The organism is Microbacterium sp. NIBRBAC000506063, from assembly GCF_017968845.1.
Taxonomy (GTDB): domain Bacteria; phylum Actinomycetota; class Actinomycetes; order Actinomycetales; family Microbacteriaceae; genus Microbacterium.
Window position 1 is genome coordinate 2,453,651 of the sequence record NZ_CP072876.1, and the last position, 25,498, is coordinate 2,479,148.

Genomic DNA, 25,498 nt, shown 5'->3' on the forward strand with positions numbered 1-25,498 from the left:
GCAGGCAACCAGACGATTCTATTACACCTCGGGAGCGAATTCGGACACAGCGGCCTCGGAGATCTTCCGAGCCTCGTCGCTGGTGGGACCGGGCTCGGGGACGAACACGGCGGAACGGTAGTAGCGCAGCTCACGGATCGACTCGAGGATGTCGGCGAGGGCGCGGTGGCCGCCGTCTTTCGCGGGCGCCTGGAAGAACACGCGGGGTACCAGCGGCGGGCGAGCTCCTTGATGCTGGAGACGTCGACATTGCGGTAGTGGAGGTACTGGTCGATGCTGGGCATGTACTTCGCCAGGAACATCCGGTCGGTGCCGATGGTGTTGCCGGCGAGGGGTGCCTTGCGCTCCTGCGGGACGAACCGCTGGATGTAGGCGAGCGCCTTTGCCTGCGCCTCATCGAGCGGGAGACCCCGGGGATCTCGTCGAGCAGCCCCGAGGTGCGATGCATCTCGGTGACGAACTCACCCATGTGCGCCAGGGCCGCCTCGCTCGGGCGGATGACGACCTGGAAGCCTTCGTCGACCGGATTCAGCTCGAAGTCGGTGATCACGATTGCGATCTCGACGAGCTCATCCACCGAGAGGTCGAGCCCGTCATCTCGCAGTCGATCCAGACGAGACGATCGTTCTCGGATGCAGATGCCATGTTTCCATCCTAGTAATCCGGCTTTCGCGCAGGTGCGGGTAGCCTTATAGGGACGCCTCCTTAGCTCAGCGGAAGAGCGACGGCCTTCTAAGCCGTTGGTCGCAGGTTCGATCCCTGCAGGGGCACTTCTGTTCATCGCGTCTCATCGCCGCAGTGCGGCGACCGCATCGTCGGCGCTCCAGAACTCGCCCACGAGACGGAAAGTGCCCGTCGGCAGGTGCAGGCGCTCGGCTCGATAGCGCACGCCCAGAGGATTGATCGTCAGGCGCAGATGGCCGAGGATGCGGGCGCCGGCCGCCTGCACACGCCAGAGGTCGTCTGCTGCCCGCACGAGCTTCTCGTGCGGGGATGTGAGAGTGGGTGTGGCGAAGTGGACGCCGGGGGAGAGCTGCTGGGTCGTGGTCATGGGTGCTCCTTCCTGATTCGAACATATGACCGACCACCGACATTGCGCCTCGGGGTCCGGTGAGGGCGTAGCGTGGTTCCTGCAGGAACAGGCGACGGAGAGGACCGACCATGAAGACATTCGTGCTGGCAGGCGGCTGCTTCTGGTGCCTCGACGCCGCGTACCGGCCGCTCCGCGGCGTGCAGTCGGTCGTCTCGGGGTACATCGGCGGCACCGTGCCGAATCCGAGCTACGAGCTCGTGTGCACGGGCACGACCGGTCACGCCGAGGCTGTCGCCGTGACCTTCGACCCCGCGGTGATCCCCGAGGACGTCATCCTCGACGCGTTCTTCACGATGCACGACCCGCGTCAGCTGAACCGTCAGGGCAATGACATCGGCACGCAGTACCGCAGCGCGATGTTCCCCGCCGACGACGATCAGCACGCCACGTTCGAGGATGCGATCCAGCGTGCGGAGGACTTCTGGGACGGCGCTCCGGTGACGACGATCGAGCCGTTGACGGAGTTCTACCCCGCCGAGGACTATCACCAGGACTTCTTCGCGAAGAACCCGACCCAGGGCTACTGCCTGGCCGTCGCGGTGCCGAAGGTGAACAAGGTGCGTGCGCGCTTCGCGGAATACCTGTCCTGAGCGGCCCGGCATCCGTTCTCCACAATCGATCGGATGCCGGAAACTGTCCACAGTCGCCCGATTCCCGCCCGTGCCCGCCCGCGGTGCGTAACTCTGGAGCCTCATCGCACCCGTTCGGGTGCCGAGGCAAGGAGAAGCACATGGCAGAGCAGGTCACGATCGTCGGGAACATCGGCAGCGAACCGCACCACATGGTCACCGCGACCGGGTTGAGCATCACGAAGTTCCGCGTCGGCTGCACGCACCGCGCCTACGACAGCGCGAGCGGGCAATGGGTCGACAAGCACACCAACTGGTATCAGGTCTCAACGTTCCGTCAGGTCGCCGACCACGCACACGCGTCGTTGAAGCTGGGGGACAGCGTGATCGTGACCGGCCGGGTCATTCAGCGGCAGTGGGAGGCGAACGGGCGCTCCGGCACGGCCATCGACCTCGAGGCCGACACGGTCGGGCATGACCTGCGCTGGGGCACGAGCACGTGGACGCGTAAGTCGAAGGCGTCGGACTCCCGCGAATCGGATGCCGCGAACGCGCCGAGGAACTCGTCCGCCGGTGATCAGGGCGATCCGGATGACGGACACCAGGCCGGCCGGGTCGCGTCGTCGATCGACGCCGAGGGGTGGAGCATACCGGGACCGGCCGAGGCCGAGACGGCCGCGGTCTGAGATGAGGGATCCGCGCGAGGCACGCACAGGAGCGGGTGTCTAGACTCGGAGCGTGACTTCTCGTTCTGGCGCGGTGCGCCGTGGTCCCGTGTTCGTCGTGGCCGTCGTCGTACTGGGGGCGTTCCTGGCCGGATGCTCGCTCTTCGAGGATCCGGCTCCGCAGCCCACGGTCACCGGCGGCGTACCGACGACGCCGGGTGCCACGCCCACGGAGACCCCTGTCCACGAACTCGTGCCGGACGGCGATGCCGCCGACAACCTGCCGCTGTTCGAGTCGGTCGTGCTGTCTGTCTGGGAGTCGGACGATCGTGCGCGGGGCCGTGCCTACATCGACGCACTGACCGAGGTCGGTTTCGACCGTGACGACATGCAGGTGACCCAGGACCAGACCACGGTGGGCAACGCGGCCGAGAGCATCCAGTTCTCGGTGCGCTGGGGCGAGGCGGAATGCCTCGTCGGGCAGGTCGGTCCCTCGACCGGAGATCCGGTGGTGGCGGTCATGGATCAGCTCGCCGAGGGGCGCTGCCTGGTCGGGGAGACCCGCGCGATCGACTGGTAGCGCGCGGCCGCGGGGCCGCGGGGCGTGGAGAACGCGGTCAGGCCGAGACCGGTAGGCTGGAGAGTCGATTCTCGGCGCTGGCAGAAGGAGCGGTTTCCCGTGGCAGAGTACATCTACTCGATGGTGCGTGCACGCAAGGCGGTGGGCGACAAGCTCATCCTCGACGACGTCACGATGGCGTTCCTCCCGGGCGCGAAGATCGGCATGGTCGGACCGAACGGCGCCGGTAAGTCGACGATCCTGAAGATCATGGCGGGCCTCGACCAGCCGTCCAACGGCGAGGCGAAGCTCAGCCCGGGGTTCTCGGTGGGCATCCTCATGCAGGAGCCGGAGCTCGATGAATCCAAGACGGTGCTGGAGAACATCCAGGAAGGTGTCGCGATCAAGGCCAAGCTCGACCGGTTCAACGAGATCTCGGCGCTGATGGCCGACCCGGATGCCGACTTCGATGCGCTGCTGGCCGAGATGGGCGTACTGCAGGAGGAGATCGACGCGGCCGACGGCTGGGACCTGGACTCCCAGCTCGAGCAGGCCATGGATGCGCTGCGCACGCCCCCGGGCGACGCGGCGATCGCCCCGCTCTCCGGTGGTGAGCGCCGCCGCGTCGCTCTTGCCAAGCTGCTGCTGCAGAAGCCCGATCTGCTGCTGCTCGACGAGCCGACCAACCACCTCGACGCCGAGAGCGTGCTGTGGCTCGAGCAGCACCTGAAGTCGTACAAGGGCGCCGTCATCGCCATCACCCACGACCGCTACTTCCTTGACAACGTCGCCGAGTGGATCGCCGAGGTCGACCGCGGTCGTCTCATCGGCTACGAGGGCAACTACTCCACCTACCTGGAGAAGAAGGCCGAGCGCCTCGACATCCAGGGCAAGAAGGACGCCAAGCTCGCCAAGCGACTCAAGGACGAGCTCGAGTGGGTGCGCAGCAGCGCCAAGGGGCGTCAGACCAAGTCGAAGGCGCGTCTGGCCCGCTACGAGGAGATGGCCGCCGAAGCGGAGCGGACCCGGAAGCTCGACTTCGAGGAGATCCAGATCCCGGCCGGGCCCCGCCTCGGCAGCGTCGTCATCGAGGCGAAGAAGCTGCAGAAGGGCTTCGGCGACCGCACGCTCATCGACGGCCTGAGCTTCAGCCTGCCGCCGAACGGCATCGTCGGCGTCATCGGCCCCAACGGCGTCGGCAAGACCACGCTGTTCAAGACCATTGTCGGTCTCGAGCCGCTCGACGGCGGAGAGCTGAAGATCGGTGAGACGGTCAAGATCAGCTACGTCGACCAGTCCCGTGCGAGCATCGACCCGAACAAGACGCTGTGGGAGGTCGTCTCCGACGGCCTGGACATCATCACCGTCGGCAAGACCGAGATCCCCTCCCGTGCCTACGTCTCCAAGTTCGGCTTCAAGGGCCCGGATCAGCAGAAGAAGGCGGGGATCCTCTCCGGCGGAGAGCGCAACCGCCTGAACCTCGCGCTCACGCTCAAGGAGGGCGGGAACCTGCTGCTGCTCGACGAGCCGACCAACGACCTCGACGTCGAGACGCTGAGCTCGCTGGAGAACGCCCTCCTGGAGTTCCCCGGCTGCGCCGTGGTCATCACGCACGACCGGTGGTTCCTCGACCGCATCGCGACGCACATCCTCGCCTATGAGGGAACCGATGAGGACCCGGCGAAGTGGTACTGGTTCGAGGGCAACTTCGAGGCGTACGAGCAGAACAAGATCGAGCGACTCGGTCCGGATGCCGCAAAGCCCCATCGTTCGACGCACCGCAAGCTGACCCGCGACTGACATGTCACGTCTCCACATCCCGATCCAGCTGCGCTGGGGCGATCTCGACGCGTACAACCACGTCAACAACACCGCCATGCTCAAGCTGCTCGAGGAGGCGCGCGTGCGCGCCGTGTGGCGCAGCGGCGACGGACCGCAGGCCTACCCCACGGCGGTGCTCAGCTCCGGCATCGAGGAGGGCATGCTCACGCTCATGGCCCGGCAGGAGATCGAGTATCTCGCCCCGTGCCGTATCGGCCCGAGCCGCTCGACGTCGAACTGTGGTTCGGGCGCCTGGGCGGGTCGAGCGTCGAGGTGTGCTACGAGGTCTTCAGCCCGCCGGCAACACACCGCGTGTGCTGTATGCACGGTCGTCGGCGACCCTCGTGCTCGTCGACGCCGTCTCCGGCCGACCGATGCGCCTGACCTCCGAGATGCGTGAGGCCTGGGCGCCGTACATCGGCGAGCCGGTGAAGTACGCGCGTCGCTAGGTTGCCTCGGGGACGCGGATCATGATCTCCTGCGTCACGGTCGCGACGAGTATGCCGTCGCGCGTATACATCCTGCCGGTGGCCAGTCCGCGGCCCCCACGGGCGTTCGGCGACTCCTGCACGTAGAGCAGCCATTCGTCGACGCGTGCGAAGCGATGCCACCACATCGCGTGGTCGAGGCTGGCGACCTTCAGCCCGGGGGCGCCCAGTGCACGCCATTGGCGCGGAGCACGGTCTCCTGGATCGTCATGTCGCTCATGTAGGCGAGGGCCGCGCGGTGAAGGCCGGCCCCGTCGGGGAAGGATGCCTTCATCCGCATCCACACGTGCTGCCTGTTCGTGCGCGAGGGGTCGGCAGAGGTCCACAGGGCTGCTCGACATGGCGAACGTCCACGGGGCGGAGCCCGAGGAGCTTGCGGGTTCCTTCGTCGATTCCGGGTGAGGCCTCTTCGTCAGGCGGAAGGGAGTCGGGGTCGGGGATGCCCTCGGGCATGGGGATCACATGCTCCACGCCGGGGTCGCTGTCCTGGAAGGAGGCGATCATCGACCAGATGGGAACGCCGTTCTGATAGGCCTGCGCCCGTCGTGTCGCGAAGGAGCGGCCGTCGTGGATGCGGTCGACCGAGAGCGTGAGTCCCTGCGAGGTGTCGCCGGGACGGAGGAAGTATCCGTGCATCGAATGGAGGATGCGGTCGACGGGCACCGTGCGTTGGGCGGCGATCACGGCCTGTGCGACGACCTGGCCGCCGTAGATGCGTCCGGTGGGCATGAAGTGGGAAATGCCGGTGAAGATGTCTTCCGCGGTGCGGGCGACACTGTCTTCGAGGTCGAGCACGGCCAGCACCTGATCGACCGAGCTGTGCCTCTGTGCGCCCTCAGCCATGGTGCTCCCTTCGCCCGCCCGTACGGTCACCTTGGTAGTTTAGGGGGCGTGTCATCTCGCCTTGTCTTCGCCGATCCTGAGACGGCGCGCGACGTCCTGACATTCGTCGGCCGCGCACGACGGATCACCGAGGACGGAGTGCGATTCCAGGCGGCGAAGGGCGTCATGGTCGTTTCCGCCGCCGCTCTCGCGCCGCAGACCCTGTTCGATCAGACGCCGACGGTGCTCGCGGTGCGCATCGTCCGCGCCGACCCGAGCTGCAGTGCGACATCGTCGTCGACGCGCTCACCGAGACGGAGGAACCGTCCGTACTGGCGCTGCCGGAGACCGGGCTCTCCCCGGCCTGGGCGGGGATCTCGCCCCCGCGCGGAGGATGGGAACCGCGCGGATCGCTGGCGGCATCCGTCATCGCACAGCGGGCCCAGTGGGGGATCTCCGCCGTCGCTCACGGCGCGACACCCGGTGCGGGCGAGGAAGCGGTGCGTGCACTGCGCGCAACCGTCTGGGGCGAACCCGACGACGACCTCAGCGGACTGCCGCGCGGCGTCGCCTTCTCCGCCGACGCCTTCGGCTTCATCTCCGGCGAGGAACAGGCGCAGGTCACGACGTCGGGACGCTGGACGCGCGTCTCCTTCGCCCGCGGTCACGTGCTCAGCCGGGGTCCTGCGGCTGTCGGTCTCACCGAGGTGCGCGAGACCGGCGCGTCGCGCTAACGCGCTGCGGCCCGTCCGGCCTGGCGACCGGAGAACAGGCAGCCGCCGAGGAACGTCCCCTCCAGCGCCCGGTAGCCGTGCACCCCGCCGCCCCGAAGCCGCTCGCCTCGCCGGCCGCGAAGAGGCCGCCGATCGGGGCTCCGTCAGCGCCGAGCACCCGGCCGTCGAGATCCGTCTCGATCCCGCCGAGCGACTTGCGGGTGAGCACATGCAGCTTGACGGCGATGAGCGGACCCGCGCTCGGGTCCTGCAACCGGTGGGGTGCGGCGGTGCGAATCAGCTTGTCGCCCCGGTAACCGCGCATCGAACGCAGCATGCCGATCTGGGCATCCTTCGTGAAGTCGTTCTCGATCTCGCGATCGCGCGCCTCCACCTCCCGACGCACGCGGTCCGTGTCGAGGTGCTCGCCTCCGGGCTTGCGCGCCATCTGTTCGAGCAGCGTCTCCAGGTCGTCCTCGACGACGAAGTCCTCGCCCTCGTCGAGGAACGCCTGCACAGGACCCGTCGGTCCCTTGGCCAGTCGCGACTTGACGAGCAGCGGGAGATCCTTTCCGGTCAGATCGGGGTTCTGCTCGCTCCCGGAGAGCGCGAACTCCTTCTCCACGATCTGCCGGGAGGTGACGAACCACGAGTGGTCGTGCCCGGTCGTCCGCAGATGCGCGAGCGTGCCCAGCGTGTCGAAGCCGGGGAACAGCGGCACGGGCAGACGGGCACCGGTCGCGTCGAGCCAAAGGGACGAAGGACCGGGGAGGATCCGGATGCCGTGGGCCGGCCACACCGGATCCCAGTTCGTGATGCCCTCGACGTAGTGCCACATCCGATCGCCGTTGATGAGGTGCGCGCCGGCCCTCTCGGCGACGCCGTGCATCGACCCGTCGACATAGGCCGGAACTCCGGAGAGCATGTGGGACGGAGGAGTGCCGAGACGGTCGGCGGGCCACGCCTGCCGCACGAGCTCGTGGTTACCGCCGATGCCGCCGGAGGTGATGATGACGGCATCCGCCCTGATCTCGAAGTCGCCGATCCTGTCACGGACGCTCGCCACCCCGCGCGCGGCCTCGCTGGGCGCGAGCACCTCGCCGCGGACACCGGTCACGGCGCCCCCGGTGAGTACGAGCTCGGTCACACGATGGCGGGGCAGCACAGTCAGCGCACCCTCGGCCTCTGCGCGCTCCACGGCCTCTGCGAAGGGCGCGACGATCCCGGGGCCGGTGCCCCAGGTGATGTGGAAGCGGGGCACCGAGTTGCCGGGGCCCAGGGCGCCGTACCCGCCGCGCTCGGCCCATCCGACCACCGGGAAGAACCCCACGCCGCGCTCTCGCAGCCAGGCGCGCTTCTCGCCCGCCGCGAACTGCAGGTAGGCCTCGGCCCACTGCTTCGGCCACGCGTCCTCGTCTCGGTCGAAGCCGGCGTTGCCGAACCAGTCCTGCCGGGCGAGGTCGAGGGAGTCCGTGATGCCCATCCGGCGCTGCTCAGGGGAGTCGATGAAGAAGAGACCGCCGAAGGACCACCATGCCTGCCCGCCGAGATTGGCGCGCGGCTCCTGATCGAGCACGATCACGCTGCGGCCCGCGGCCGCCGCCTCGCTCGCGGCGACGAGTCCCGACAACCCCCATCCGATCACGAGGACGTCGGCGTGCAGTGAGGCGGGGTGTTCGTCATGGTCTCTCCGTCGAATCCTGACTCGTGGGTGGTTCAGCTGTCGGATGCCGGTGGGCTCGCGGGTGTGGCCTCGAAGGTGTTTACCATCGCCAGGGCGGCCCGCTCCAGATAGTCCCAGAGCATCGCCTCGTGCATCGGCGAGAAGCCCACCTCGTCGACGGCCGTGCGCATATGACGGAGCCAGCGGTCCGGGCGTCCGGATTGACGTGGAAGGCGTTGTGCCGCATACGAAGGCGCGGGTGCCCGCGGCGCTCCTGATAGGTGCCGGGGCCGCCCCAGTACTGGACGAGGAAGAGCGTCAGGCGATCGGCGGCGGGCCCGAGATCCTCTTCGGGGTACATCGGACGCAGCACCGGGTCGTCTGCGACCTCCCGGTAGAAGATGCTCACCAGCCGCTCGAAGGTCTCGTGTCCGCCGACCTCCTCGTAGAAGCTCATGACTCGTCCTTCGGGTCGTTCTTGGCATCGTTCTTGGGGTCGCCGAGGGTCGGCGGCGGCTTGCGGTGGTCATCGGCCGGCTTGCGCCTCCAGATGCCGCGGCTCACCGGCGGGACGCCGGTCACCGGGCTCGGGCGCGTGGATGGCGGGTTGGCCCCGCGCACACGGCGGGCGCCCTCGATGCCCTCCGGGACGACCGAGGCCATGCGCGGCACGTCCAGGCCGAGGTCGGACACGGCCCTGCGCAGCCGCATCCGCAGTTCGCGGGCGACGTCGTCCTTCGCGTTCGTGCGCGTGCGGATCACGACGCGGATCATGAGGGTGTCGCCGTCGATGGACTCCAGGCCCACACCTCCGGGGCATCGAGGATGCGGGTGCGCCACTTCGGGTCGCCCGCGAGCGCTTGAGAGGCGTTCAGCAGTGCGCTCTCGACGGCCTCGACATCGGCATCCGCCGGCACGCCGATGTCGATGATCGCCCGCGCCCAGCCCTGCGACATGTTGCCGATCCGGGTGATCTCGCCGTTGCGGACGTACCAGAGGGTCCCGTTGACGTCGCGCACCTGCGTGATGCGCACGCTCACGTACTCGACCATGCCGCTGGCCAGGCCCAGGTCGACGACGTCGCCGATGCCGACCTGATCCTCGGCGACGATGAAGAGGCCGTTGAGGGTGTCTTTGACGATGTTCTGCGCCCCGAAGCCGAGGCCGGCGCCGACGGCGGCGGTCACGAGGGCGAAGGAGCCGAGGAGGTCGGGGAGCACGGCGTTCACGCAGAGGATGAGCGCGATCACCGCGATCACGACATTGGTGATGTTCTGCAGGATCGAGCCGAGCGTGCGAGTGCGCTGCACGAGCCGGATGTCGGCGAGCGGCGAGCGTTCCAGAGCCTGGGTGTCGTCGACGCTCGCCTTCACCTTGGCGGAGTCGACCACGCGGCGCACGATGCGACGGATGACCAGCCGGCACAGCCGCGACAGGAGCCAGGCGGCCGCGATGATGATCGCGACTTTGAGGGCTCTGACGCCGATGTCGCCGAGCACCAGGAGAACCCTGCCCACAGGTCGAGCACGACCTCGACGGGGTCTCCTCTGCGGATGCGAGACTGATCACGATGCGATCCTAGCGACCGCTCCTTGCCAGGGCTGTGCGACTCAGCCCTCGGCGTCGCGGTGCTGTGCGGCCAGCGAGCGCTCGACATCGGCGACGTTCTCGTGAACGAGACGGCGAAGCGCCGCCGGAGCCTCTGCGTTCTGCGCCAGCCAGGCGCGCGTCGCGTCGCGCAGATCCGTGTCGGCGAGCGCCTTCGGGTACAGCCCGACGATCAGGTACTGGGCGATCTGGTAGGTGCGGGCCTCCCAGATGGGCAGCAGCATGTCGAAGTACGCGGGGACGAACTCGGCGAGCACCTCACGGCCGGCGGGGTGGACGAACCCGAGCGCCGCGGAACGCACGATCGTGTTCGGCAGATCGTCGTTGTCGATGAGGGACGCCCAGGCGGCCTTCTTCGCCTCCACGGTCGGGAGCGCGGCGCGCGCCTGCGCGGCGAACTCGCCGCCCTTGGCGGTGTTGTCGGCAGCGAGCGCGGCGTCGATCGCGGCGCCGTCGACCGCGCCGACGGTCGCCAGGCCCACGAGGAGCTGCCACGACAGGTCCGCGTCGATGTCGAGACCTGGCAGAGCGTTCTCGCCGTCGCGGAGTGCGCGCACGGTCTCGGCGTGAGCGGGGGTGACGAGCGCGTTCGCGAAGGCGGTGACGAACTGCAGCTGCGCGTCGCTTCCGGCCTCGGCGTCCTGCGCGAGCGCCCACAGCCCATCGGCGACTCGGCGCCGGGCCTGGTCCCGTCCTTCGGGGCGACATACAGGTTCGCCGCCTGCAGCACCTGCGCGAGAGTCGTGCGAAGGGTGGTCGACTCCGTCTCGCGCCCGATGTTGCCGAGCACGAGGTCGATGTAATCGGATGCCGAAGCCTCGGCATCGCGCGTCTGATCCCAGGCCGCGCCCCAGACGAGGGAGCGGGCGAGCGGGTCGGTGATGTCGGCGAGGTGCGCGATCGCTGTCGCGAGGGACTGCTCGTCGAGACGGATCTTCGCGTAGGCGAGGTCGTTGTCGTTGAGCAGGACGAGGTCGGGACGTTTGCGATCCTTGAGCTCGGGCACCTCGGTGAGGTCGCCGTCGACGTCGACCTCGACATAGTCCGTGCGCACGAGAGCGCCGCCGTCGAGGTTGTAGAACCCGATGCCCAGACGGTGCGGGCGGATGGTGGGGTAGTCGGCGGGAGCGGTCTGCATCACGGCGAAACGGCGGATGCGGCCCTCGGCGTCGGTGTCGACGCTCGGGATGAGCGTGTTGACGCCGGCGGTCTCGAGCCACTTCTTCGACCAGGTGCCGAGCTCGCGGCCGCTGGTCTTCTCCAGCTCGGCGAGCAGGTCAGGCAACTCGGTGTTGCTCCAGGCGTGCTTCGTGAAGTACGCGGAGACGCCCGCGAAGAACTCCTCGATGCCGACCCAGGCGGCCAGCTGCTTGAGGACGGAGCCGCCCTTGGCGTAGGTGATGCCGTCGAAGTTGACCTGCACGTCCTCGAGATCGTTGATCTCGGCGACGACCGGGTGGGTCGAGGGGAGCTGGTCCTGACGGTAGGCCCAGGTCTTCTCCATCGCGTTGAAGGTGGTCCAGGCCTCGGTCCACTCGGTGGCCTCGGCGGTGGCGATGGTCGAGGCCCACTCGGCGAAGGACTCGTTGAGCCAGAGGTCGTTCCACCACTTCATGGTGACGAGGTCGCCGAACCACATGTGGGCGAGCTCGTGGAGGATCGTGACGACGCGGCGCTCCTTGACGGCATCGGTCACCTTCGAGCGGAACACGTAGGTCTCGGTGAAGGTGACGGCGCCGGCGTTCTCCATGGCGCCCGCGTTGAACTCGGGGACGAAGAGCTGGTCGTACTTGGCGAAGGGGTAGGGGACGCCGAACTTGTCCTCGAAGTAGGTGAAGCCCTGGCGGGTCTTCTCGAAGATGTAGTCGGCGTCGAGGTGCTGCCAGAGGCTCTTGCGGCCGTAGACGCCGAGGGGATCGTGCGGCCATCGGCGCTCGTGAGCTCGGAGAAGGTCGACTCGTAGGGTCCGGCGATGATCGCGGTGATGTACGAGGAGATGCGCGGGGTCGGCTCGAAGCCCCAGGTGGCGCGGTCGTCGTGGACGATCGGCTCGGGAGTCGGCGAGTTCGAGACGACCTTCCACGCCGGGGAGCGGTGACGGTGAACTGGAAGGTGGCCTTCAGATCGGGCTGCTCGAAGACGGCGAACACGCGCCGGGAGTCGGGCACCTCGAACTGGGAGTACAGGTAGGCCTCGCCGTCGACGGGGTCGACGAAGCGGTGCAGGCCCTCGCCGGTGTTGGTGTAGAGGCAGTCCGCGTCGACGACGAGCACGTTCTCCTCGGCGAGCCCGTCCAGACGGATGCGCGAGTCGGCGAACACCTCGCCGGGGTTCAGCTGCTCTCCATTGAGCGTGATCTCGCGCACTTCGCGGGCGATGAGGTCGATGAACGTCGAGGATCCCGGGGTCGCGGTGAAGCGGACGACGCTGCGGGAGCCGAAGACCTCGTCACCCTTCGTCAGGTCCAGCGCGATCTCGTACGACTGGGTGTCGACGACCGCCCGGCGCTCCTGTGCTTCGATTCGGGTGAGGTTCTCTCCAGGCACTGCTGTTCTCCCAGGGGTGAGGGGGCATGCCGCACTCTCTCGCGGATGGCGGCGACGGCAACCCTGACAGCCTACGCCAGGATCGCCTCCTGTCGAACGATGGGACAATGGAGAGGTGACTTCAACAGATCAGCTCGTCGTCCTCCATGCCTCCCCGGCCGCCGCGGGCGGTGCCCCCTTCGTGGAGGTGCCCGTCGCCTACGACGCCCTCGTGCTCGCCGGGTTCGGCGGACCCGAGGGGCAGGAGGACGTCATCCCCTTCCTGCGCAATGTGACGCGCGGGCGCGGTATCCCCGATGAGCGCCTCGAGGAGGTGGCGGTCCACTACCGGCACTTCGGCGGCGTCAGCCCCATCAACGACCAGAACCGTGCGCTCAAAGCGGCGCTGGAGGCCGAGATCGCCCGTCGCGGTCTCGATCTTCCCGTCTACTGGGGCAACCGCAACTGGAACCCGTACCTGCACGAGGCCTTCCAGGAGGCGGCGGATGCCGGTCACACGACGCTCCTCGTCCTCGCCACGAGCGCCTACAGCTCCTACTCGAGCGACCGTCAGTACCGCGAGGACATCGCGCACGCCATCGACGAGGCGGGGCTCGCCGGCAGGGTCACCGCCGACAAGGTGCGCCTGTTCTTCGACCACCCCGGCTTCGTCGCGCCGTTCCAGGAAGGGCTGGACGCCGCGGTGACGCAGTTCCTGGGCGAGGGTTTCGCACCGGAGGAGATCCAGGTGCTCTTCACGACCCACAGCATCCCGACCGCGGATGCCGAGCGCTCCGGGCCCCGCGACGTCGACTGGGGCGAGGGCGGCGCCTACGCGGCCCAGCATCTGGCCGTCGCCAAGCACCTCATGCAGACGCTCGGAGGCGCCGTCGAGGGCGGCGGCGGCGTGCCCTGGGAGCTCGTCTACCAGTCGCGCTCGGGTCCGCCCAGCCAGCCCTGGCTGGAGCCGGACATCAACGACGTCATCGAGGAGCTCCCCTCGCGCGGCCGGAAGGCCGTGGTGATCGTCCCGCTCGGCTTCGTGAGCGACCACATGGAGGTCATGTGGGACCTCGACACCGAGGCGACGGATGCCGCGAAGGAGGCAGGTCTGCGCAGCATCCGCACGGCGACGCCCGGCGTGCACCCCGCGTTCGTCACCGGACTCGTCGATCTCGTGCTGGAGCGGCTGGAGGGGACTCCGGTCGCGGAGCGTCCGCATGTGACGCCGTTGGGTCCCTGGCGTGATGTCTGCGCGCCGGGATGCTGCGAGAATGCTCGCCTCGGCTTCAAGCCCGCCGCGGCGGGCATCTCGCCCTGACCCGCTCCTAGGATGGACTCATGCGTATCCACATCGCCACCGACCACGCCGGACTGGAGTTCTCGACCCGCCTGCAGGAGCACCTGACCGCCGCAGGGCACGAGGTGACCGACCACGGCCCCGTGGAGTACGACCCGGTCGACGACTACCCGGCCTTCTGCATCCGCGCCGCGCAGGCCGTCGTCGCCGATCAGGTGGCGGGTGTCGAGGCGTTGGGCGTCGTGTTCGGCGGCTCCGGCAACGGGGAGCAGATCGCGGCGAACAAGGTCGCCGGCATCCGTGCGGCCCTCGTCTGGAACCTCTCGACCGCCGAGCTCGCCCGCGAGCACAACGACGCGAACGTCATCGCGATCGGGGCGCGCCAGCACACCTTCGAGGAGGTGACGAGCTTCATCGACCGCTTCGTCGGCACGCAGTTCCCCGGCGACGAGCGGCATGTCCGCCGCATCCGGCAGATCGCCGACTTCGAGCGCGACGGGACGCTGCTGCCGGACCCGCGGGCGCTCTAATGCCTGAGGGGCACTCCGTCCACCGCATCGCGCGGCAGTTCGAACGCAACTTCATCGGGAAGCCGGTCGCCGCCTCGAGCCCGCAGGGCCGCTTCGCCGAAGGTGCCGCGGAGCTCGACGGTCGTGTGGCGACCAGCGTGCAGGCCGTCGGCAAGCAGATGTTCCTCGAGACCGAGGGCGACCTCTGGCTGCGTGTGCACCTGGGGATGTACGGCGCCTGGGACTTCGCCGGTGCGATCCTCGTCGATCCGACCGTCGCCTCGGCGAACGGCCGGATGGGGCAGACGAATCAGCGCGGCACCGCCCTCGAGGACGCCATCTACGACACCGCCGGTGAGAACTCCCTCTCATCGATCGGCGCCCCGCGGCGCACGCGCGTGCACGTGCGGATGTCCGAGCAGACCACGGGTCTCGCCGATGACGGCGAGCAGTGGCCGCCGCCGGTCGTGGGTCAGGTGCGTCTGCGTCTGCTCACCGATCTCACCTGCGCCGATCTGCGCGGGCCGACCGCCTGTGCGCTGCAGACCCCGGAGGAGATGCTCGCCACCGTCGCGAAGCTCGGGCCCGATCCGCTCGTCGGCGATGTCACCGAGGGTGAGGAGCGGTTCGTGCGGGCCGTCCGCCGCAAGCCCACCCCGATCGCGCTCCTGCTCATGGACCAGTCCGTCGTCGCGGGCATCGGCAACGTCTACCGCGCCGAGATGCTCTACCGGGCACGCCTGAAGCCCCATACGCCCGGGCGCGACGTCCCCGAGGAGCTCGTGCGCGAGCTGTGGCGCGACTGGGTGAAGCTGCTCGCGATCGGCGTGGAGACCGGTCAGATGATGACGATGGACGATCTGGACCCGGACCAGTACCGTGCCGCCATGGCGCACCGCGACGACCGCCATTGGGTCTACCATCGCGCGGGGCTGCCGTGCCGGGTGTGCGGCACCGAGATCGTGCTCGAGGAGATCGGCGCGCGCAAGCTCTACTGGTGCCCGAGGTGCCAGGCATGACCGGCCGCGGCGCACCGATCGGAATGATCCGCGGCATCCGGATCGTCGGAGGGGAACGCGACTTCCTCGCCGAGGACGAACCGGTCGACATCCATCTCGACGGCGGCCTCATCATCGACATCGCACCGACCGGCGCCCTGCCCGCCCGCGGTGAGGTGCTCGACGCCGAGGGCGCCTGGGCGGTGCCCGGCCTCTGGGACAACCACGTCCACACCGTGCAGTGGGCGCTGTCGGCGCAACGTGTGCCGCTGGGCGACGTCACGACCGCGCAGGAGGCCGCCGCGCGGATGTCGGATGCCGCGATCCTGCCCGACGGGCGTCGCGTCGGCTCCGGCTACCGCGACGCGCTGTGGCCGGACGCTCCGACGCTCGCGGTGCTCGACGCCGCCACCGGCGAGGTGCCCACCTATCTCATCAACGCCGACGTGCACAGCGTCTGGTTGAACTCCGCGGCTCTGCGCCGGGAAGGCTACGAGCATGCGGTGGAGGGGTGCTGCGGGAAGGCGAGGCGTTCGAGATCTCGCGTCGCCTGAACGCGGTCGACCCGCGGGCTGCGGACGATGCCGTTCATGCGGCGGCCGAGCAGGCCGCAGCGCGCGGCGTGACCGGTCTCGTGGACTTCGACATGGCGTGGAATGCAGAGGCCTGGGCGCGCCGCGCCGAGAAGGGCTTCGACGCGCATCGCGTCGAGTTCGCGGTCTACCCCGAGTTGCTCGAGCGGGCGATCTCCGAAGGCCTGCGCACCGGCGAGGTGCTCCCGGGAACCGGGGGACTGATCCGCTTCGGGGCGCTCAAGGTCATCACCGACGGCTCCCTGGGGACGCGCACGGCGGCGTGCTCCCATCCTTACCCGGACGATGTCGGCAACACCGGCATGCTCAACGTCTCACCGGAGGAACTCACGGACCTGCTCACTCGGGCGACCGGCGCGGGGATCAGCGCGGCGGTGCACGCGATCGGCGATCGCGCCGTGGCATCCGCTCTCGACGCCTTCGCGCTCACGGGTGCCACCGGCACGATCGAGCATGCGCAGCTCGTGCGGCACGCGGATCTCGCGAGGATGGCGCGACTCGGGCTCGCCGCGAGCGTCCAACCCCAGCACGCGCTCGACGACCGTGACCTCGTCGCGGAGTACTGGGGAGCCAGACGGCGATCGCCTATCCGCAGGAGTCGCTGCGTCGCGTCGGCGTGGAGCTGCGCCTGGGATCGGATGCGCCCGTCGCGCCGCTGGACCCCTGGATGGCGATCGCAGCGGCGGTCGTGCGCACAGACGACGCCCGGGAGCCGTGGGAGCCGCAGGAGCGGCTGTCGGTGGACGATGCGCTGGCCGCGAGCGTGCGATCCGAACTTGGCCCTGGTCAGGCGGCCGACATCGTCGTGTGCGCCGAGAACCCGCGGAGGGCGGATGCCGCGACACTGCGTGCGATGCCCGTGCACGCGACGCTTCTGGCCGGCCGCCTCACGCATCTCGGCCGCTGAGAGGCGGTCACCCCCGGTCGTTGAGCGAGGCCCGGCGCAGCCGAACCGAGACGAAACGCGGGAACCTCCCTCTGCTCGCCGGAGCTCACCACGACCGGTCGTTGAGCGAGGCCCGGCGCAGCCGGACCGAGACGAAACGCGGCGACCGCCCGAAGGCAGCCGCCGCGTTTCCTGTCTGTGGTCGTCTACGCCGCGACGTGCGACACGAGGAACCAGCGGTCCTTCTCCAGGCCCCGCATGATCTCGATCGCGACGTCCTGGCTCGTGAGGTCGACCTCGTCGAGGCCGTCGATCGCGGTGCGGACGTCGGCGAGGATCGCGTCGATGTCGGAGATGACCGCGCGGACGAGGTCGTCCGAGGCGGTGAACCCGGCCGGAACGGCGGTCTTGGCGGCCTTCTCGGCCACGGTGGACACGCGGGCATCGATGGGAAGCCCGAGAGCGACGATGCGCTCTGCAGCGGTGTCGGCGAAGTCGCCGGCGTGCTCGACGAGCGTGTCGAGGAACTCGTGGACGCCGATGAAGTTCGCACCGCGCACATGCCAGTGCGCCTGCTTGCCGTTGACGACGAGTGCCTGCAGCCCCAGGACGACGGGCGAGAGGAACTGGGCAGCGGCAGCGGCGACAGTCGCGTCGCTGGCGGTCGTCGAGATGGTCTGTGTCTTGCTCATTATCGTCTCCTCCGGTGAGGCATATCCCGCCTCTTCGAATACAACGCTACTCAGCCTCAGCCATTCCGCAAGCAAGCTGAGGCTCCGCTTACCGCCGCGATTTCCCGGGGTTTCCGGCCTCTCCGACTAGCCTCGAGAGCATGACGATCTCTGCCGATGCCTCCGTCCTCGCGCTCCCTGGAAGAACCCCTCAGATCGATGACGGCGCCTTCGTCGCGGCCGGTTCTCGCATCATCGGAGACGTCAGGCTCGGACCGGGCGCGAGCACCTGGTACAACGCGGTGCTGCGGGGAGACTCGGCGCCGATCACCATCGGCGCGAACAGCAATCTGCAGGACAACGTGTCGGTGCACGTGGACGTCGGCCATCCCGTCGTCCTCGGCGAGAACGTCTCCGTCGGTCACAACGCGGTCGTGCACGGCTGCACGATCGGCGACGGCTCGCTGATCGGCATGGGTGCCGTGGTCCTCAGTGGAGCGGTGATCGGCGCGGGATGCCTCGTCGCCGGTGGCGCGCTCGTGCTGGGCGGGGAGGAGATTCCCGACGGCTCACTCGTCGCGGGCGTGCCGGCGAAGGTGCGCCGTGCGCTCAGCGACGAGGAGAAGGCGGGCCTGCTCCGCAACGCGGAGATCTACCTCGAGCACGCTCAGACGCACGAGGGCGCTGTCGCGCACGAGTAGTCTTGCTGTGTGCCGGTGCGTGCGCCGGTCACGGGGCGGTGGCCAAGCTGGTCAAGGCAGCGGGCTCATAACCCGACGATCGTGGGTTCAAGTCCCACCCGCCCCACTTCGGTCACAGGGCGCCGGGCCGTGCGAGCGTCCGCGCGGCGATCGCGATTCCGGCCCGTGCGCACTCCGCCGGTGTCAATCCGTCCAGAGCCGCGGCGAGGTAGCCGGCGGCGAAGGCATCGCCGGCCCCGGTCGAGTCGACGACCGCGTCGATGCGGGGACGGGGATCTCGATCGTCCCGCCAGGTGTCACGATCCTCACGGGATCCGCGCCGTCCTTGACGATCAGGACGCCGCCCGCCGCCGACGCCCCCATCTCCCGCAGGAGCGCGGCCTCATCGGCGTTCGCGAAGACGAGATCCGGGCGGATGCCGGCCAGCACCTCGGTGAGGGCCTCGACGCCGAGCTCGCGCATCGCCGACACGCTGGACAGGTCGAGGCTGCGCGGCGTCGTCGGCAGGGCGTCGATCGCCGCTGTGATCGCCTCTCGTGACCGCTCGGGGACGAGCCCGTAGAGCGGCACGTGCAGCCAGGTCGCCGCATCCAGCCAGGAGGCGTCGATCGGGCCGAGCTCCGCCGCGGCACCGCGATCGGTGAGCATCGTGCGCTCTCCGGTCTCGTCGACCAGGATCACGATCGAGCCCGTGCGCCCTTCCTGCTGCACGCGCACATCCACGCCTCCGCGACCCAGTGCGCGCGCGAGCGCGTCCCCTGTGGCATCCGATCCGACCTTCCCGATGAAGCGGGTCGACACGAGAGATGCGGCCGCCGCTGCGACGTTGGCCGCGCTGCCGCCCCGGGTATGGCTGATCTGGGCGGCGTTGTCGGTGCCGCGCTCGATCGTATACGCGCCGATGACGATGACATCGTCGATGAGGTCTCCGATGACGACGAGCATCATTCGCTCAGCGCGACGGCGATGCGGGCCCCGAGCGCGACATTGCCGCGGTAGACCTCGACGTTGACATCGAGACTGCGACCGTCGGTCTCCCGCTGCACGAAGTCGAGCAGGAACGGCGTCGTGTCGTGGCCGGCGATGCCCTCGGCCTCGGCTGCGGCGAGCGCACGCGCGAGCACGTCGTCGTGGATGTCAGCAGGCAGCTCGTGCTCCGGCGCCACGGGGTTGGCGACCAGCAGCGTCGAGGAGATGCCCAGCCCGTCGCGGGCGGCGACGATGCGGGCGACCTCCGCGGGGGAGTCGACCGCGTACTCGATGTCGTGCCCCGAGTCGGCGATGTAGAAGCCGGGGTAGTTGGTGGTGCGGTAGCCGACGACGGCGAGGTTCAGCGTCTCGAGCCGCTCCAGGGTGAGCGGGATGTCGAGGATGGACTTCACGCCCGCGCTCACGACGACCAGCGGCAGCGTCGCGAGCGTCGGCAGGTCGGCGGATTCGTCGAAGGACTCCTGCGCCCCGCGGTGCACCCCGCCGAGACCTCCCGTGGAGAAGACTCGCACACCGGCGCGATGCGCGAGGTAGGCCGTCGCAGCGACGGTCGTGCCGGCGCTGAGTCCTTTGGCCGCGGCGACGGGAAGATCGCGCAGGCTCGCCTTCACAACGCGGTCGTCGTTCGCGAGCTGCGTGATCTCCGCGGCGGTCAGTCCGACGACGGGATGGCCGCCGACGACCCCGATCGTGGCAGGAACAGCGCCCAGCTCGCGCACGCGCTCCTCGGCCTCCAGTGCGACCTCGAGGTTGCGCGGCCGGGGGAGTCCGTGGGTGAAGATCGTCGATTCGAGTGCGAGCACGGGTGTGCCGGCCGTGAGCGCCGCACGCACGTCGTCGCCGATGCGAAGGATGTCGGTCATGCTGACAGCATCGCATGTCGTGATCCGCGGCCGCCGTGCCGCCGCGGCACTACATCACATTGCCGATGTAGGAGTACTTGACGAAGACCTCGCTGGCGATGCCCGACTCGATGAGGACTCCCTGGAGGGCGCCCATCATGTAGTTGGAGTCCCAGCCCATGTAGAGGAAGTGGCCGTCGCCGAGCTCGTCCCACTGGCCGTTCCATGCCATGTCGTCGTAGATCGGGCCGCCGCGGCGTGCGCTGTACGCGATCGCGGATGCACGGTCGTCGGTCCAGGCGCGGCGGAACACCCGGTTGAACAGGTGCTTGACGTCCTTGACCTCCCAGTGCTCGCCGCGGTACTCGACGTAGGCGAACTCGCGGTCCCAGCCTGCGGGCCAGCCGCGCCGGCGCACGGCGTCGAGGACGGGGTGAGGCCGTCGTCGTCGATCTCGGGCAGCGCGGGGCGCGCCCAGATCCGCACGAGGTCGTCGGTCAACGCCACGGTGCGGGCGGAGATCGCCGCCGTTCCCCAGGCGTCGTACTCCGCCAGCGCCGCGGTGGCCGGAACCGCGCTGCGGGTATAGGCCTCGGCGCGCTTGTCGGGGAAGGAACCGCCGAACACGCGCTCGGCGAGGGGCTGCTCGAGCAGCGTCAGGTTGCCGAGCGTCGGCGCGAGTGCGCGATGACTGTTCTGCTCGTCCTCGCCGAGGTCGGTCCATGAGCGCGTCCCGTCGCCGGACCACGAGTCGCCGGGTGCGAGCGGGACGATGTGCTCCACGTCGAAGCCGTCGAGCGCGTCCACCTCGAGCAGTCGGCCGAGCACATAGGCCGGATGCGGGAGCGCGCCGTACTTGAGCACGGCGCGGACCCGCTCGTCCGAGGGGGTGATCCGTGCGACCGCGCGCATGAGCGCATCCCGGCCCTTCGCGTGCGCGCGGCAGAGCCGGGCGATGAGCCGCTCCGTCGGCAGCCCGACGATCGTGCGGCGCAGATACAGCGCCTGGATCCACTCGAGCACCTCGATGAGGTCGTCGCGGGTGATCGCTCCCGCGCGGTGATCGTGGTAGACGCGCATGACGAGGGGAAGGCGGCACGGCCGAAGGTGCCGATGAAGGCGAGCTGGCGGCGGATGCCGGCATCCGACTCCAGAGACGGATCCAGGAGGATCCGGTAGATCTCGGCGTACTCGCGCCAGATCGCGGCATCCGACCTCAGGCGCTCCAGGTCGAAGCGCGGGAAGCTCTGCCGGAAGGCGCTGTACACGCCGTGCTCACCGGCGGCGGCGACCTCGCGCCCGGTCGTCATGACCAGATAGTGACGCCAGAACGTGCCGATCGTCTCGCCCGTGGCGCGCTCGATCGGCAGCCAGTACTCCTCTTCGATCGCCAGCTGCTCGGCGTGCGACAGGCCCATGAGCACGTAGTTGTGGATGAGCTCGTGGTCGCGCAGCGGCTCTCCCGTGGAGTTCAGGCTCTCGAAGATCTGCTGCGCGTTGGCGGCGGCTCCGAGCGTGATCGAGACGTGCTCGAGCCTCTGCAGACCGCGCCAGATGCGCGGCGCCTCGTCGGCGTGCACCTGGCTGCGAAAGAAGGCGTAGTTGTCGTCGAAACGCGATTCGCGGTCGCTCTCGTCGCGCTCGAGCACGACCGACTCGTACAGTTCCGCCCAGGCGTGATGCGGGCGCAGTTTGGTGCGGTCGGGGTCATCGGCCCTCACGAGCACGCGTCGCAGCTCGGCGGCCATCTCGGGGTCGCTCTCGCGCACCGAGTGGTGGAGAGCGGCGATGAGGAGCATGAGGGTCGTGATGCGCTGCTGCCCGTCGATGAGGATGAGGTCGGCATCCGTCGGGGAGCTCTCCCGCGCGGAGAGGATGGAACCCAGGAAGTGGCGGTGGGCGTCGTCCTCGTCCGCCACCGCGCGGATGTCGCCGAGCAGCTGCTCGCAGCCTCCGATGTCCCACCGGTACTGGCGCTGATAGACCGGGACGACGATCGTCGTGGAATCCTGCGAGAGCCATTCGATCGTGCCGACGGCGGTCGCCTCGACGTTGGTGGCGCTGGTCATGCTCGCGGGTCGTCCTCCTCGGTGCTGCGGCCTCTCGAGGGGTGGCCCCGGACGCCGCAGACAGTCTATTCGGATACTCACGGCCGTTCCCGAGGCGAGCGGGAATGTCGCTGTTAGGCTTACCTAAGCGGGCCTGTTAAAACGTGCTGGCCCCTGTGGAAAGGACATGAGGAACCTCATGGGATACATCAAATCGGCTGCGCTCGAGGACAAGGGATTCGTCGTTCTCGACAGCTACAACAAGGAAGTCGACCCGAAGGAATGGCTCGACATCGAGTACGTGGACTGGAAGTCCTCGGGTGACACCCGCTTCGCGCCGCTCGCGAGCGCCAAGGGTGAGATCGAGTGCAACGGCTTCTGGAACCACAAGCCGCCGCGGACCGACAAGGACGGCGTCTGGATCGATTCGCAGACCGCCATCGCGCCGACCCTGACCGAGCGCGCCAAGGAGCCGGGCGCCAACGTCGGTCGCTGCCGCATCATCGAGCTGCAGCCCACGCCCTACGGCGAGTGCCTCTACAACCTCCACCAGGACGACAACAACCGACTGAACCCCGACGGCACCGGGTGGGTCGTCCGCGGCTTCTTCAACCTGACCGACGACAAGGACAGCTACTTCGTCCTGCGCGAGAACCGCACCGACCCGAGCATCGAGTACCGCATCGCGCTCCCCGCAGGAGCCCAGCTCATCGTCGACACGCAGCGCCTCTGGCACGCGGCCACCCACAACGGCACTGAACCGCGCTACTGCCTGATCACCTCGTGGACCTCCGGTCCCGAGCTCGACGCCTACATCGAGAAGTACAACGGCACCGACGACGTGCCCAATGTCGAGGTCCCGCAGGACGTGCTCGAGGCCGGCTACGCCGAGCAGGCCCGCAAGGATGCCGCGCGCGCGGCCTACTACGCCGCCAAGGGGCAGCAGGTCAAGCAGGCCATGAGCGAGGCCTGATCCTCGCACGTCTCGCCAGGAGGCCTCGACCCGTGCGGTCGGGGCCTCCGCTCGTGAGCCGTGCGGCCGGAGGCGCGGAACGCGCCGAATCACACTCTTGTCATTCCGGCATCCGATGAGGGATAATCACCGTATAACCGCATAGCACGCCACTCTCGTGGAACAGGTCGTTGGGGAAGACGCACCTGAAGAAACGGAGAGATCATGGCGACGGCACAGGCACGCGGAGTGGTGTTCATCCACTCCGCCCCTCGCGCGCTCTGCCCCCACCTGGAGTGGGCGGTCGGACGCGCTATCGGTCGTGCGGTGAATTTCGACTGGAGAGAGCAGCCGGTCCTGAGCGGCGCTCAGCGCGCCGAGTTCTACTGGGACGGCCCGGCCGGCACCGGTGCGGCTCTGGCCACGGCGATCCGCGGCTGGGAGCACCTGCGGTTCGAGGTGACCGAGGACCCGACGCCCCGCAGCGACGGGGGACGCTGGCTGCACACGCCCGATCTGGGCATCCACTACGCCCAGACGGATGCCGCCGGCAACATCGTCATCGGCGAGGATCGTATCCGCTATGCCATGGAGATCGCCGCCGGCAACGTCGTCGAGCTCCAGCGCGAGCTCGACATCGCCCTGGGCGCCGCCTGGGACGAGGAGCTGGAGCCCTTCCGCCACGCCTCCGACGACGCGAGCGTCGTCTGGCTGCACAAGGTCGGCTGACATGACTTGAGGCGGCAGAGGCGCGACTACCGGACGTCGGCAGGGAGAACCCCGGCTGCCGGGAAAGCGAATCGCGCCGCCTCACACGACGAAGGCCTCGCCCGGATCCGTCCGGGTCGAGGCCTTCGTCGTGAGCGGGTCTCAGCCGGTGTAGTCCGTGAAGGCGACGACGGCGTTGTGCCCGCCGAATCCGAAGGAGTTCGAGATCGCCAGCTGCGGGCCGTCGTCCAGTGGCTGCGGCGCACTCGACAGACGGAACGGCACCTCGGGGTCCTGTTCGGTGAGGTTGATCGTCGGGGGCGCGACGCGGTCTCGGATCGCGAGGATCGTGAAGACCGCCTCCAGTGCGCCGGTGCCGCCGAGCAGGTGACCCGTGGACGCCTTGGTCCCCGAGACGGGGATCTCGTCGACGCGATCGCCGAAGACGGCCTTCAGCGCGGTGTACTCGTTCGGGTCGCCGACGGGCGTCGAGGTCAGGTGGGCGTTGACGTGCGTGACCTCGTCGGCGCTGCGGCCGGCGGTCTCCAGTGCTTCGCGCACGGCCCGGGCGGCGCCGGTGCCCTCGGGATCGTTCGCGGTGATGTGGTACGAGTCGGCGGTGACGCCGCCGCCCACGATCTCGGCGTAGATCTTCGCACCACGCGCCTTGGCGTGCTCCTCGGTCTCGAGGATGAGCACGGCGGCGCCCTCGCCCATGACGAAGCCGTCACGGGTGACGTCTCCGGGACGTGAGGCGGTGGCGGGGAGTCGTTGCGGCGCGACAGGGCCTGCATCGAGGAGAACGACGCGATCGTGACCGGATGGATCACCGACTCGGTACCACCGGCGATGATGACATCTGCCAGACCCTCGCGCAGGTGTTCGAGGGCGCCCACGAGGGACTCGGTGCTGGATGCGCAGGCGCTGGCGACCGTGCGTGCGAAGGCGCGCGCGTGGAAGTGCAGCGAGAGGTTGCCGGCGGCGGAGTTCGGCATCAGCATGGGGACCGTCATCGGGAGGACCCTGCGGGGGCCCTTCTCGCGCAGCGTGTCCCAGGCGTCCAGCAGCGTCCACAGGCCGCCGATGCCGGTCGCGAAGTCGACGCCCAGGCGGTCGGGGTCGACCTCGGGCTGCCGGCATCCGCCCATGCTTCGAGCGCGGCCACCAGCGCGAACTGCGAGGAGGGATCCAGTCGCTTGGCGACCGGCCGCTCGAGAACGGTGTCGGGCCTCACCTTGGCCTGTGCGGCGAAGGTGACGGGCAGGTTGTACTGCTCGACCCAGTCGTGCTCCAGCGTGCTGGAGCCCGACTCTCCGGCCAGGAGCGCGGCCCAGCTTTCCGGGGCGGTGCCGCCGATCGGGAGGAGGCACCGATACCGGTGACGACGATGCGCTTGGTCATGCAGCTGATCCTTCGTGAAAGAGCAAGGGAGGCGACGTGGATGCCACCCCGGCCGTGGGCCGGGAGTGGCATCCGCTCGTCGTCACTCCTGGTTGGAGGCGATGAAGTTGACGGCGTCCGCGACGGTCTTGAGGTTCTTGACCTCGTCGTCGGGAATGGTGACGCCGAACTTCTCTTCCGCGTTGACGACGATCGTCATCATCGAGATCGAGTCGATGTCGAGGTCGTCGGTGAACGACTTCTCGAGGGCGACCTCGTCCGCGGCGATGCCGGTCTCGTCGGTGACGAGCTCAGCAAGACCTGCGAGCACCTCTTCGTTGGTGAAAGCCATGAGTTTTCCTCTTTCTTACGGGTGTGTACCGGTGAACAGTCT

Annotated in this window: 20 protein-coding genes, 2 tRNA genes and 9 pseudogenes; 15 read left to right on the forward strand and 16 right to left on the reverse strand. The window is 68.8% G+C overall.

What is annotated here, in order from left to right; translation table 11 throughout:
• Positions 1-21 precede the first annotated feature (21 nt).
• Positions 22-645, reverse strand: a pseudogene (gene orn / locus KAE78_RS13850) (oligoribonuclease).
• Positions 646-699: 54 nt separating this feature from the next.
• On the opposite strand from orn, the gene KAE78_RS13855 reads away from it, so the two are divergent.
• Positions 700-770 (forward strand) — tRNA-Arg (locus tag KAE78_RS13855).
• 17 nt (positions 771-787) lie between these two features.
• Here KAE78_RS13855 and KAE78_RS13860 read toward each other — a convergent pair.
• Complete coding sequence (locus KAE78_RS13860) at positions 788-1,051, reverse strand: hypothetical protein (RefSeq protein ID WP_223171231.1); 264 nt, start codon at positions 1,049-1,051, stop codon at positions 788-790.
• Positions 1,052-1,161: 110 nt separating this feature from the next.
• Between KAE78_RS13860 and msrA the strand changes: the two genes are divergently transcribed.
• The 5 genes and pseudogenes from msrA to KAE78_RS13885 all read left to right on the forward strand — a co-directional run bounded on the left by msrA (position 1,162) and on the right by KAE78_RS13885 (position 5,156).
• Positions 1,162-1,683: a peptide-methionine (S)-S-oxide reductase MsrA gene (gene msrA, locus KAE78_RS13865; RefSeq protein WP_223171232.1), complete on the forward strand. Its 522-nt coding sequence runs from the start codon at positions 1,162-1,164 to the stop codon at positions 1,681-1,683.
• A 140-nt stretch (positions 1,684-1,823) separates the two neighbouring features.
• Positions 1,824-2,348, forward strand: coding sequence for a single-stranded DNA-binding protein (ssb, locus tag KAE78_RS13870; RefSeq protein ID WP_223171233.1), 525 nt, complete (start codon positions 1,824-1,826; stop codon positions 2,346-2,348).
• Positions 2,349-2,400: 52 nt separating this feature from the next.
• Complete coding sequence (locus KAE78_RS13875; RefSeq protein WP_223171234.1) at positions 2,401-2,907, forward strand: DUF6993 domain-containing protein; 507 nt, start codon at positions 2,401-2,403, stop codon at positions 2,905-2,907.
• A 99-nt stretch (positions 2,908-3,006) separates the two neighbouring features.
• Positions 3,007-4,686, forward strand: a complete 1,680-nt coding sequence (ettA, locus tag KAE78_RS13880; protein WP_223171235.1) for an energy-dependent translational throttle protein EttA — start codon at positions 3,007-3,009, stop codon at positions 4,684-4,686.
• Position 4,687: 1 nt separating this feature from the next.
• Positions 4,688-5,156: pseudogene (locus tag KAE78_RS13885) on the forward strand (acyl-CoA thioesterase).
• On the opposite strand, the pseudogene KAE78_RS13890 reads toward KAE78_RS13885, so the two are convergent.
• Positions 5,153-6,038, reverse strand: a pseudogene (locus KAE78_RS13890) (acyl-CoA thioesterase). The pseudogenes KAE78_RS13885 and KAE78_RS13890 overlap by 4 nt on opposite strands.
• Positions 6,039-6,517: 479 nt before the next feature.
• Here KAE78_RS13890 and KAE78_RS18895 point away from each other — a divergent pair.
• Positions 6,518-6,751: a hypothetical protein gene (locus KAE78_RS18895; RefSeq protein WP_317451785.1), complete on the forward strand. Its 234-nt coding sequence runs from the start codon at positions 6,518-6,520 to the stop codon at positions 6,749-6,751.
• Here KAE78_RS18895 and KAE78_RS13900 read toward each other — a convergent pair.
• From KAE78_RS13900 to pepN, 5 genes and pseudogenes are all read right to left on the reverse strand, one after another.
• Positions 6,748-8,393, reverse strand: a pseudogene (locus KAE78_RS13900) (FAD-binding dehydrogenase). The gene KAE78_RS18895 and the pseudogene KAE78_RS13900 overlap by 4 nt on opposite strands.
• 53 nt (positions 8,394-8,446) lie before the next feature.
• Positions 8,447-8,850 (reverse strand): annotated as a pseudogene (locus KAE78_RS13905) (globin).
• Positions 8,847-9,200: a hypothetical protein gene (locus KAE78_RS19950; RefSeq protein WP_411155957.1), complete on the reverse strand. Its 354-nt coding sequence runs from the start codon at positions 9,198-9,200 to the stop codon at positions 8,847-8,849. The pseudogene KAE78_RS13905 and the gene KAE78_RS19950 overlap by 4 nt, the downstream one beginning before the upstream one ends.
• Positions 9,164-9,910: a mechanosensitive ion channel family protein gene (locus tag KAE78_RS13910; protein WP_411155958.1), complete on the reverse strand. Its 747-nt coding sequence runs from the start codon at positions 9,908-9,910 to the stop codon at positions 9,164-9,166. Before KAE78_RS13910 ends, KAE78_RS19950 begins: the two co-directional genes overlap by 37 nt.
• Before the next feature lie 93 nt (positions 9,911-10,003).
• Positions 10,004-12,547, reverse strand: a pseudogene (gene pepN / locus KAE78_RS13915) (aminopeptidase N).
• Between the two features lie 115 nt (positions 12,548-12,662).
• Here pepN and KAE78_RS13920 point away from each other — a divergent pair.
• From KAE78_RS13920 to KAE78_RS13935, 4 genes and pseudogenes are all read left to right on the forward strand, one after another.
• Positions 12,663-13,847, forward strand: coding sequence for a ferrochelatase (locus KAE78_RS13920; protein WP_223171236.1), 1,185 nt, complete (start codon positions 12,663-12,665; stop codon positions 13,845-13,847).
• 20 nt (positions 13,848-13,867) lie between these two features.
• The gene (locus KAE78_RS13925) at positions 13,868-14,356 is read left to right on the forward strand and encodes a ribose-5-phosphate isomerase (RefSeq protein ID WP_223171237.1); all 489 of its coding nucleotides are present in this window, start codon (positions 13,868-13,870) and stop codon (positions 14,354-14,356) included.
• Positions 14,356-15,354, forward strand: coding sequence for an Fpg/Nei family DNA glycosylase (locus KAE78_RS13930; protein ID WP_223171238.1), 999 nt, complete (start codon positions 14,356-14,358; stop codon positions 15,352-15,354). Before KAE78_RS13925 ends, KAE78_RS13930 begins: the two co-directional genes overlap by 1 nt.
• A pseudogene (locus KAE78_RS13935) lies at positions 15,351-16,833 on the forward strand (amidohydrolase family protein). Before KAE78_RS13930 ends, KAE78_RS13935 begins: the two are co-directional and overlap by 4 nt.
• Positions 16,834-17,018: 185 nt before the next feature.
• Here the strand turns inward: KAE78_RS13935 and KAE78_RS13940 are convergent.
• On the reverse strand, positions 17,019-17,504 hold the full coding sequence (locus tag KAE78_RS13940; protein ID WP_223171239.1) for a Dps family protein: 486 nt from the start codon (positions 17,502-17,504) through the stop codon (positions 17,019-17,021).
• A 140-nt stretch (positions 17,505-17,644) separates the two neighbouring features.
• Here KAE78_RS13940 and KAE78_RS13945 point away from each other — a divergent pair, with 140 nt between their 5' ends.
• Positions 17,645-18,184: a gamma carbonic anhydrase family protein gene (locus KAE78_RS13945; protein ID WP_223171240.1), complete on the forward strand. Its 540-nt coding sequence runs from the start codon at positions 17,645-17,647 to the stop codon at positions 18,182-18,184.
• A 32-nt stretch (positions 18,185-18,216) separates the two neighbouring features.
• Positions 18,217-18,290: transfer RNA gene (locus tag KAE78_RS13950), tRNA-Ile, on the forward strand.
• Positions 18,291-18,296: 6 nt separating this feature from the next.
• Here KAE78_RS13950 and KAE78_RS19955 read toward each other — a convergent pair.
• The 5 genes and pseudogenes from KAE78_RS19955 to KAE78_RS13975 all read right to left on the reverse strand — a co-directional run bounded on the left by KAE78_RS19955 (position 18,297) and on the right by KAE78_RS13975 (position 22,085).
• The gene (locus KAE78_RS19955) at positions 18,297-18,446 is read right to left on the reverse strand and encodes a PfkB family carbohydrate kinase (RefSeq protein WP_411156027.1); all 150 of its coding nucleotides are present in this window, start codon (positions 18,444-18,446) and stop codon (positions 18,297-18,299) included.
• A gap of 65 nt (positions 18,447-18,511) precedes the next feature.
• Positions 18,512-19,132, reverse strand: a pseudogene (locus KAE78_RS13955) (carbohydrate kinase family protein); the annotation flags it as partial.
• The gene (locus KAE78_RS13960) at positions 19,129-20,037 is read right to left on the reverse strand and encodes a pseudouridine-5'-phosphate glycosidase (RefSeq protein WP_223171241.1); all 909 of its coding nucleotides are present in this window, start codon (positions 20,035-20,037) and stop codon (positions 19,129-19,131) included. The gene KAE78_RS13960 and the pseudogene KAE78_RS13955, both read right to left, overlap by 4 nt.
• A gap of 135 nt (positions 20,038-20,172) precedes the next feature.
• Positions 20,173-20,790: an HNH endonuclease family protein gene (locus KAE78_RS17975; protein ID WP_262927872.1), complete on the reverse strand. Its 618-nt coding sequence runs from the start codon at positions 20,788-20,790 to the stop codon at positions 20,173-20,175.
• Positions 20,673-22,085, reverse strand: a complete 1,413-nt coding sequence (locus tag KAE78_RS13975) for a DUF262 domain-containing protein (protein WP_223171242.1) — start codon at positions 22,083-22,085, stop codon at positions 20,673-20,675. Before KAE78_RS13975 ends, KAE78_RS17975 begins: the two co-directional genes overlap by 118 nt.
• 178 nt (positions 22,086-22,263) lie before the next feature.
• On the opposite strand from KAE78_RS13975, the gene KAE78_RS13980 reads away from it, so the two are divergent.
• Positions 22,264-23,037 (forward strand): hypothetical protein, encoded by a 774-nt coding sequence (locus tag KAE78_RS13980; protein WP_223171243.1) that lies wholly within the window; start codon positions 22,264-22,266, stop codon positions 23,035-23,037.
• 204 nt (positions 23,038-23,241) lie between these two features.
• Positions 23,242-23,745 carry a DUF3145 domain-containing protein gene (locus KAE78_RS13985; protein ID WP_223171244.1) on the forward strand — a complete coding sequence of 168 codons (504 nt, stop codon included), beginning with the start codon at positions 23,242-23,244 and terminating at the stop codon, positions 23,743-23,745.
• Positions 23,746-23,886: 141 nt separating this feature from the next.
• Here KAE78_RS13985 and KAE78_RS17980 read toward each other — a convergent pair.
• Positions 23,887-25,125 (reverse strand): annotated as a pseudogene (locus tag KAE78_RS17980) (beta-ketoacyl-[acyl-carrier-protein] synthase family protein).
• An 82-nt stretch (positions 25,126-25,207) separates the two neighbouring features.
• Positions 25,208-25,456, reverse strand: coding sequence for an acyl carrier protein (locus tag KAE78_RS14000; RefSeq protein WP_223171245.1), 249 nt, complete (start codon positions 25,454-25,456; stop codon positions 25,208-25,210).
• Positions 25,457-25,498: the final 42 nt, after the last annotated feature.